7 protein-coding genes are annotated in these 6,651 nt (G+C 33.2%); 3 read left to right on the top strand and 4 right to left on the bottom strand.

The features are described from left to right. The 3 genes from FWJ34_RS10750 to thyX form a co-directional block, all read left to right on the top strand. On the top strand, positions 1-806 hold an 806-nt coding region (locus FWJ34_RS10750), incomplete at its 5' end, for a cell division protein FtsZ (protein ID WP_308255318.1). Positions 807-1,025: 219 nt separating this feature from the next. Continuing rightward, the gene (locus FWJ34_RS10745; RefSeq protein WP_308255317.1) at positions 1,026-1,346 is read left to right on the top strand and encodes a nucleoside triphosphate pyrophosphohydrolase family protein; all 321 of its coding nucleotides are present in this window, start codon (positions 1,026-1,028) and stop codon (positions 1,344-1,346) included. Then, a complete protein-coding gene (gene thyX / locus FWJ34_RS10740; protein WP_308255316.1) occupies positions 1,336-2,109 on the top strand; it encodes an FAD-dependent thymidylate synthase in 774 nt (257 codons plus the stop codon). The genes FWJ34_RS10745 and thyX overlap by 11 nt, the downstream gene beginning before the upstream one ends. Positions 2,110-2,494: 385 nt before the next feature. Here the strand turns inward: thyX and FWJ34_RS10735 are convergent, their stop codons facing one another. The 4 genes from FWJ34_RS10735 to FWJ34_RS10720 form a co-directional block, all read right to left on the bottom strand. Continuing rightward, the gene (locus tag FWJ34_RS10735; protein WP_308255315.1) at positions 2,495-3,475 is read right to left on the bottom strand and encodes an AAA family ATPase; all 981 of its coding nucleotides are present in this window, start codon (positions 3,473-3,475) and stop codon (positions 2,495-2,497) included. Next, on the bottom strand, positions 3,475-4,131 hold the full coding sequence (gene pnuC, locus FWJ34_RS10730) for a nicotinamide riboside transporter PnuC (RefSeq protein WP_308255314.1): 657 nt from the start codon (positions 4,129-4,131) through the stop codon (positions 3,475-3,477). The genes FWJ34_RS10735 and pnuC overlap by 1 nt, the downstream gene beginning before the upstream one ends. Before the next feature lie 169 nt (positions 4,132-4,300). Continuing rightward, positions 4,301-5,209, bottom strand: coding sequence for a heme o synthase (locus FWJ34_RS10725; RefSeq protein WP_308255313.1), 909 nt, complete (start codon positions 5,207-5,209; stop codon positions 4,301-4,303). Positions 5,210-5,362: 153 nt separating this feature from the next. Beyond that, positions 5,363-6,289 carry a heme A synthase gene (locus FWJ34_RS10720; RefSeq protein WP_308255312.1) on the bottom strand — a complete coding sequence of 309 codons (927 nt, stop codon included), beginning with the start codon at positions 6,287-6,289 and terminating at the stop codon, positions 5,363-5,365. Positions 6,290-6,651 lie beyond the last annotated feature (362 nt).

The raw sequence follows: 6,651 nt of genomic DNA, 5'->3' as shown, positions 1-6,651 counted from the left end.
GTGGTGGAACAGGCACAGGGTCCGCCCCCATCGTAGCAAAAATCGCTAAAGAAATGGGTTGTTTAACGGTGGGAGTTGTAACTCGTCCTTTTACATTTGAAGGTCGTCGTCGTACTACCCAAGCCGATGAGGGAATTTTAGCTTTAGAAAGCAAGGTTGATACTCTCATTGTCATTCCCAACAATAAATTATTATCGGTAATTCCTGCCGAAACTCCTTTACAAGAATCTTTCCGTATGGCTGATGATACTTTAAGACAAGGGGTGCAAGGAATATCAGATATTATTACCATACCCGGACTCGTCAATGTTGATTTTGCGGACGTTAGAACGGTTATGGCGGATGCTGGTTCAGCACTTATGGGTATTGGCATAGGCTCTGGAAAATCAAGGGCTAAAGAGGGTGCTGTGGCGGCAATTTCTTCTCCTTTACTTGAGTCTTCTATACAAGGTGCTACTGGAGTAGTACTGAATATTACTGGTGGAAGCGATTTAACTTTACACGAGGTGAATACTGCTGCTGAAACTATTTATGAGATTGTTGATCCTAATGCTAATATTATTTTTGGGGCGGTGATTGATGATAAAATGCAAGGGGAAGTGAGAATAACGGTCATTGCTACCGGTTTTTCTAAAGAAATGGGAATTAATCCTACGGTAAAAACTGTTACTGCACCAAAACCAGAAACTTTAACTAATCCGAGTAATACCAACCCTAGTAATAATTCTACCTCAGAACCGAATAATGCCCCATCAGGTTTAGATATTCCGGAATTTTTACAACGTCGTCGTTTCCCTCGCCGCTAAAGGAAGACTAGGAGACTAGGAGAAGAGTGAGGAATTTAGTTATCTTTAGATAACGTCAACTATTAGCTTTGATAGCTTTGAAATAAATTTTAAAGTGGCATAATTACTTATAAAACTTTTCTTTCTTTAACACTATCACCCTATCACAAATCACCATTGTAGAAACTTAATATGTTAAGCTCTTACTTTCACTATTAACTATCAACTATTCACTATTTTATGGATCTTCAAGAATATCAATTATTAACTAGAAAAACGGCTATTTATTCTCAAGATACTTTCCTTGAATATCTTACTTTAGGATTGGCTTCAGAAGCCGGAGAAGTGAGTGGAGTTGTCAAAAAATATATCAGAAAAGATTATGATTTAGATATAGCTAAAGATAAACTAATTAAAGAATTGGGTGATGTGATGTGGTATTGGGCAAGGTTATGTGATGAATTGGGTTTAAATCCTGAAGAAGTTATGGAAATAAATATTGATAAATTGCTCAATAGACAAGTTAAAAATACTTTACAAGGGGATGGAGATGATCGATAATTTAGCTCTTTTAGATCCTAAATTTGCAGTTCAAGTTTTAAGTTGTACTAAAAGACCAAATTTGCTTTGTTATTTAGCAATGCACCAAGATTATAGTGAGGATTTTGTTAGTAATGAATTTCAAAAATTATCTGGTTATTCAGAACAAGAATTAGGTGAAAGAATTGTTCGTAATTGTATTAATAAAAATCATTGGGGAATTTTAGAACATCCCTCTATTTCCTTTAATGTTATCAATTTTCCTCATTCTGTCATGGTTCAAGCTCGAACTCATCGAGTGGGGATAACTTTTGATTGTCAATCTCAAAGATATACTAGTCAACGTATTTTACGGTTAGCAAAACAATTAAATGAATCCACAGAAAATTGTAATCAATTAATAGAAGAAGTGTTTTATTTTCGAGCTATTGGTAACTATTTTGATCGGGAAGGAAATAAATATTTTTACTCAAATTCTGCCAGAAATAATGATATTTTATTTACAAGAAAAGCTATCGAACATTATGCAGATAAAGTAAATAATTTAGGTTATGCACCTGAACACGCTAGAGATATTTTAACTCAAAATATTCGCCAACATTTCGTAGTTAGTTTTAATGCTCGTAGTTTATTACACTTTTGTGATTTACGTTTACCAAAAGATGCTCAACCAGAAATAAGAAATTTAAGTATTTTATTGTTAAATTGTTTTCAAGAATGGATGCCTGAAGTTGCTACTTTTTATATTAAAAAAAGACTTGGTAAAAATTTGTTAGCACCTTAAAAGAGAGATTTTGTTTAATGTTTACTACTTTTATAGTTCCTAACCTATTTCAGCAATGCCATATAAAAAATTTTAAAAGTTACCCAGACAAATTACAATAAATAGTAGATATTTCTAAAAAAAGATTAAGAAATTTCCCATCAGATATATTGATTAACTTATCCACATATCCTGTATTAGTGGAGCTAAAACTATGTTAAATTCACTTCCTCGCCGTGATTTCTTTCAAATTAGTGAGATCGCTTCTTTAGCCTTATTATCTCAATCCTTAGAATTAATTTAAAATTTAGTAAAATTGATTTTAGAGAATTATTTCCTAAATTTATCCCTATGATTGTCTTATCACTTTCTTTTGTTCTATTATTAATTGTTTGAGCCCTGTTTTTCAATCAAAGTTATGCTCGATGTCTAATAGGGAATCAATCAATTTAACTGCTTTTAATATTCTTGATTCATGACTTCCGCTAATGATGTGATAGGGTTTGTTTTTTTGTTTTAAAACATCAATAAACCATTGGTGCATAGTCGATCTTAAATTCTCACTTTCTTTAGTACCATCTTGTATAAAACTAAAATCAGTCTCAGTTAAAAAATAAAGACTATAATTATGAGAATCGGCGATCGCTTCAACTTCTTTACTATCCCTCCCCAGATAACGTCTATGCCAAATATAAGTTGCTAAAGCATCTGTGTCAGAAATAATTATACGGTTAGCCTTCATCGCTAAAGCATTTTCTAACTGAAGTTGCCCTTTAGCAATCTCTAAAAATTCGTAAGTATCCCATTTTTGTTGATCTGGAATTGATCTTCTTCCTTCCCAATAATAACGACCATATTCAGGAATCCACAAAGTTTGATAATATTTAGCTAATGCTTGAGCCAATGTTGTTGTTCCACTTGATTCTACTCCTAAAACACAAATACGTTTAGCAAAATATGCTTTGGCAGGGGGAGTGAGCATTTGCCAGTATTTATCCAGATTTGATCTTAATAATGTTCCCGAAATAGGAAATTTAACACGTTCTAAATCAATAGTTTGATGTTGACAACCCATAAAATCTGCCCAAGGTTTTCCATAGGTTTCTGAGGTAAAAGCAATATCAGGTTTATTTGGCTTGAGAATTTCTAAAGTCCTTTTTGCCCAAGGTTGAGGAGATTCAGGTAAATCATCAATTACTTCTATCACTTCCACTTCTGGATGTAAATATTTAATCCATTGACTTCTTATACTTCCTGCGATCGTCTGTTGACGATGATGACAAACAAGAACAATTAAATGATCAACTTGTTTTTTTGCTTCAGTTATAAGATAGTTATGCCCTAGATGGAAAGGATAAAATTTGCCAATTGTAACTCCTAATGTCATTAGTTATATTGTTCCTGTTCAAGTTTTTTAAATTGAATTAAACCTCTAACTGCCATTATCAAAAAAATAGCATATAAGAAACTAGTAAAGTATAATCCTCTTGAAAGATAAAGAGGGATATAAACTATATCAACAATAATCCATAAATACCAACTTTGTACATAACGTAACATTAAATATAATTGTGCAATAATGCTATAAACTGTCGTAAAAGCATCCCAGAATGGTGCTGAACCGTTGAGCTTTATTAAGATTAATCTCAATGCTATTATTCCCAATAAACTTGCAACAAAACTAATTATGAGCCAAGAAAATTTTATATTCGTTATAGGTTTTTCCGTTTGATCTTTTCCTCCACGCCACCAAATCCAAATACCCTGAATACTAGTGATTAAATAAAAAACTTGAAGACCAACTTCTCCATATAACTGTACTCGATAAAAAACAATACCATAAGCGATAACTCCAATTAAACCTAACCACCAACCTAATAACTGGTTTTGAGACAATAACCATACACTCCATGCAGAAAAAATCAAAGCAATTGATTCAAGAGGAGTTAATGATAAAGGTAATTTAGTTTGCCATGAGAGAATTAGTAAAACAACACTTAAACTAATGCCAATAAAATTTGAAATCGTATTTTTTTTAAACAAAATTTAATCCCAAGCACATTATCAATAATTAGTATTTATCCATGCTGTGATTGCTTTTACAGTTCGATTAGATTTTTTAATTAGTCTGATATAATACAAAAAAACAGCACTTTTTCTATCGGTAAACCACATCTGGGAATTGTGGGCATTGCCCACCCTACAATTTTTTCTAATTCCTAAGTAATGTATCAATGACGATTCCAGTACATAAAAGCATCATGTAAAGAATAGAATATTTAAACATGGATTTTGCCATTTCTTTATCTTCAGGTTGTTGTAATAATTGCCATGCTTTGATGAGAAAATTTATCCCTAAAATTGTGGCAAAACCTAAATAAATTAAGCCCAAACTGTGCAATGGATAAATCAATACAAAGCTAAAAACAACGGTAATAAGGGTATAAATCCAAATTTGTTTAACGGTATTTTCTGCACCTTTGACAACGGGTAACATCGGCACTCCTACTTCTGCATAATCATCAACAATCATTAACGCTAATGCCCAAAAATGAGGTGGTGTCCATAAAAATATTAACAGGAAAATTGCCCATGCACTCCAACTTAAATCTCCTGTAACGGCTGCCCAACCTACTAGAGGTGGAATTGCCCCTGCTGCACCTCCAATAACAATATTTTGGGTTGGATGAGGTTTTAACCATGGAGTGTAAATTAAACAATAAAAGGCAATGCCAGACATAGCAAGTAAGGCTGAAAGTAGATTTACCCAAATTGCTAGTAAGGAGAAGGATAAAACACCTAAAATAGCACCAAAGATAATGGCATGGTTAGACTCTACTTTTCCTGAAGGAATGGGACGTTTTCTGGTTCTTCTCATGTCATAATCAATATCTTGATCATAAACACAGTTAAAGGTTTGGGCAGATGCGGCGGCTAAAGTGCCTCCGAGTAAGGTAATAATCAATAGAAATGAATCAATTTTACCATGGGAAGCGATAAACATTGAAGCGGCAGTGGTAATTAAAAGTAAGGGAATAATGCGGGGTTTTGTTAGTTGATAATAGCTTTGGATTACTTGCCCAAAATTTTCATTCCGTGGTGAGATACTAGATCCGATCATGATAAATGTTAAATAAGATGATGATAGTTTGATACCTAAAGGTAGATAAAATAATTAGCATTAAACAGTTAGCTTGATTACTGATTGATGTTTTTAATCAAAAATTCAGTTCCATTTAAGCACTATTACCTATTACCTACTGTCAATATTAGCTCACAATTCTGAAACAGAACTTATCTGATGATCTTTTTTGGCAAAAACACTAAATGCAACCAAAATTCCTAGTAATCCTGCCCCCATGGTATGATGAGCAATTGTCAGAGGTTCGACTTGTAAATGAAGATAAAAAGTAGCTATACCCAGTAATATTTGACTTATTAAGATTAAAGCTATATATTTAGTTAAATTTCTTAGTTTTAGGCTTAAAGCCGGAGTTCGCCATGCTAAAACTATTAAGCTTAAACAAGCAATTGTTGCTGGAAAAACGCCGATAAGATGACTATTCATCACTACACATAATTGATGATTGCCAAAACATTGATGTAATGCCCATTGAGAGGCAACTAAACCCCCTAATAAGCATTGAATGTAAACTAATATTGTGGCAGTAATGCTGATTCCTGTTAATTTGCCCACTGTTGCGTTGCCTTGATAGGGTGTTAGATTAGAGGCGATCGCTACAAGAGTAGCAAAAAATAGTAAAGCTGTACCTAAATGAGCAGTAACAATATCAAAACGTAGTAATTGGGTAACGGTTAAACCCCCTAAAACTCCTTGAAAAATAATTAAACCTAAAGCAAATGTTGAAAAAATAGGCAACCATTGGGGTAATTTTGCTTTATGCCACCATGATACAATCACTAATACTATAGTACTTACACCGATTAAGGCGGCATCGAGACGATGAAACCACTCTAAAAATACTTGTAAATTCATTTGTTGAGTTGGTATAACTTGATTATAACACAGTGGCCAGTCAGGACAAGCTAATCCGGCATTCATAACTCTTGTGGCTGCACCAATTGCCATTAAAGCTAAGGTTGCTATGGCTATTTTCCAGACTAACCAACGAATCCATTTCAAAGGTTGAGAGGAAACTTTAGATTCAGGATAAGAAGGATAAAAGATCGATTCTGTCATATCTTTAAAATTCTATTGAAGTTATTGTTCTATTGATCTTAACTTAGTATCTTAATTCCGGACTATTGAGCGTCTAAAATCGGCTAAAGATTTCTTTAAAAGTACTAATTGACATAGCATAGCTCTGTCAGAGGGAGAAGCACCTGATCTTTGGGGCAAGATTGCAAAAAAGAAATTCAGATCATTTGTGAAAAGCTAAAAATAGATGCCATTTGTCAAGTACTTGTTTATAAATCTTTATAGAACCCATTTGATATTTACATCTGTAACCGAAATAACAAAAGGTTTTGACGAGATTAAAGCATTTATTCTCAAATCATTACTATGTAATTCTTCTAAAAAAGATACCAATTGGGTTCTAT

This window comes from Geminocystis sp. GBBB08 (genome assembly GCF_016743215.1).
In the GTDB taxonomy this organism is placed as follows: domain Bacteria; phylum Cyanobacteriota; class Cyanobacteriia; order Cyanobacteriales; family Cyanobacteriaceae; genus Geminocystis.
The sequence above is the reverse complement of the archived record's forward strand: the minus strand, read 5'-3'. Positions and strand labels throughout refer to the sequence as shown.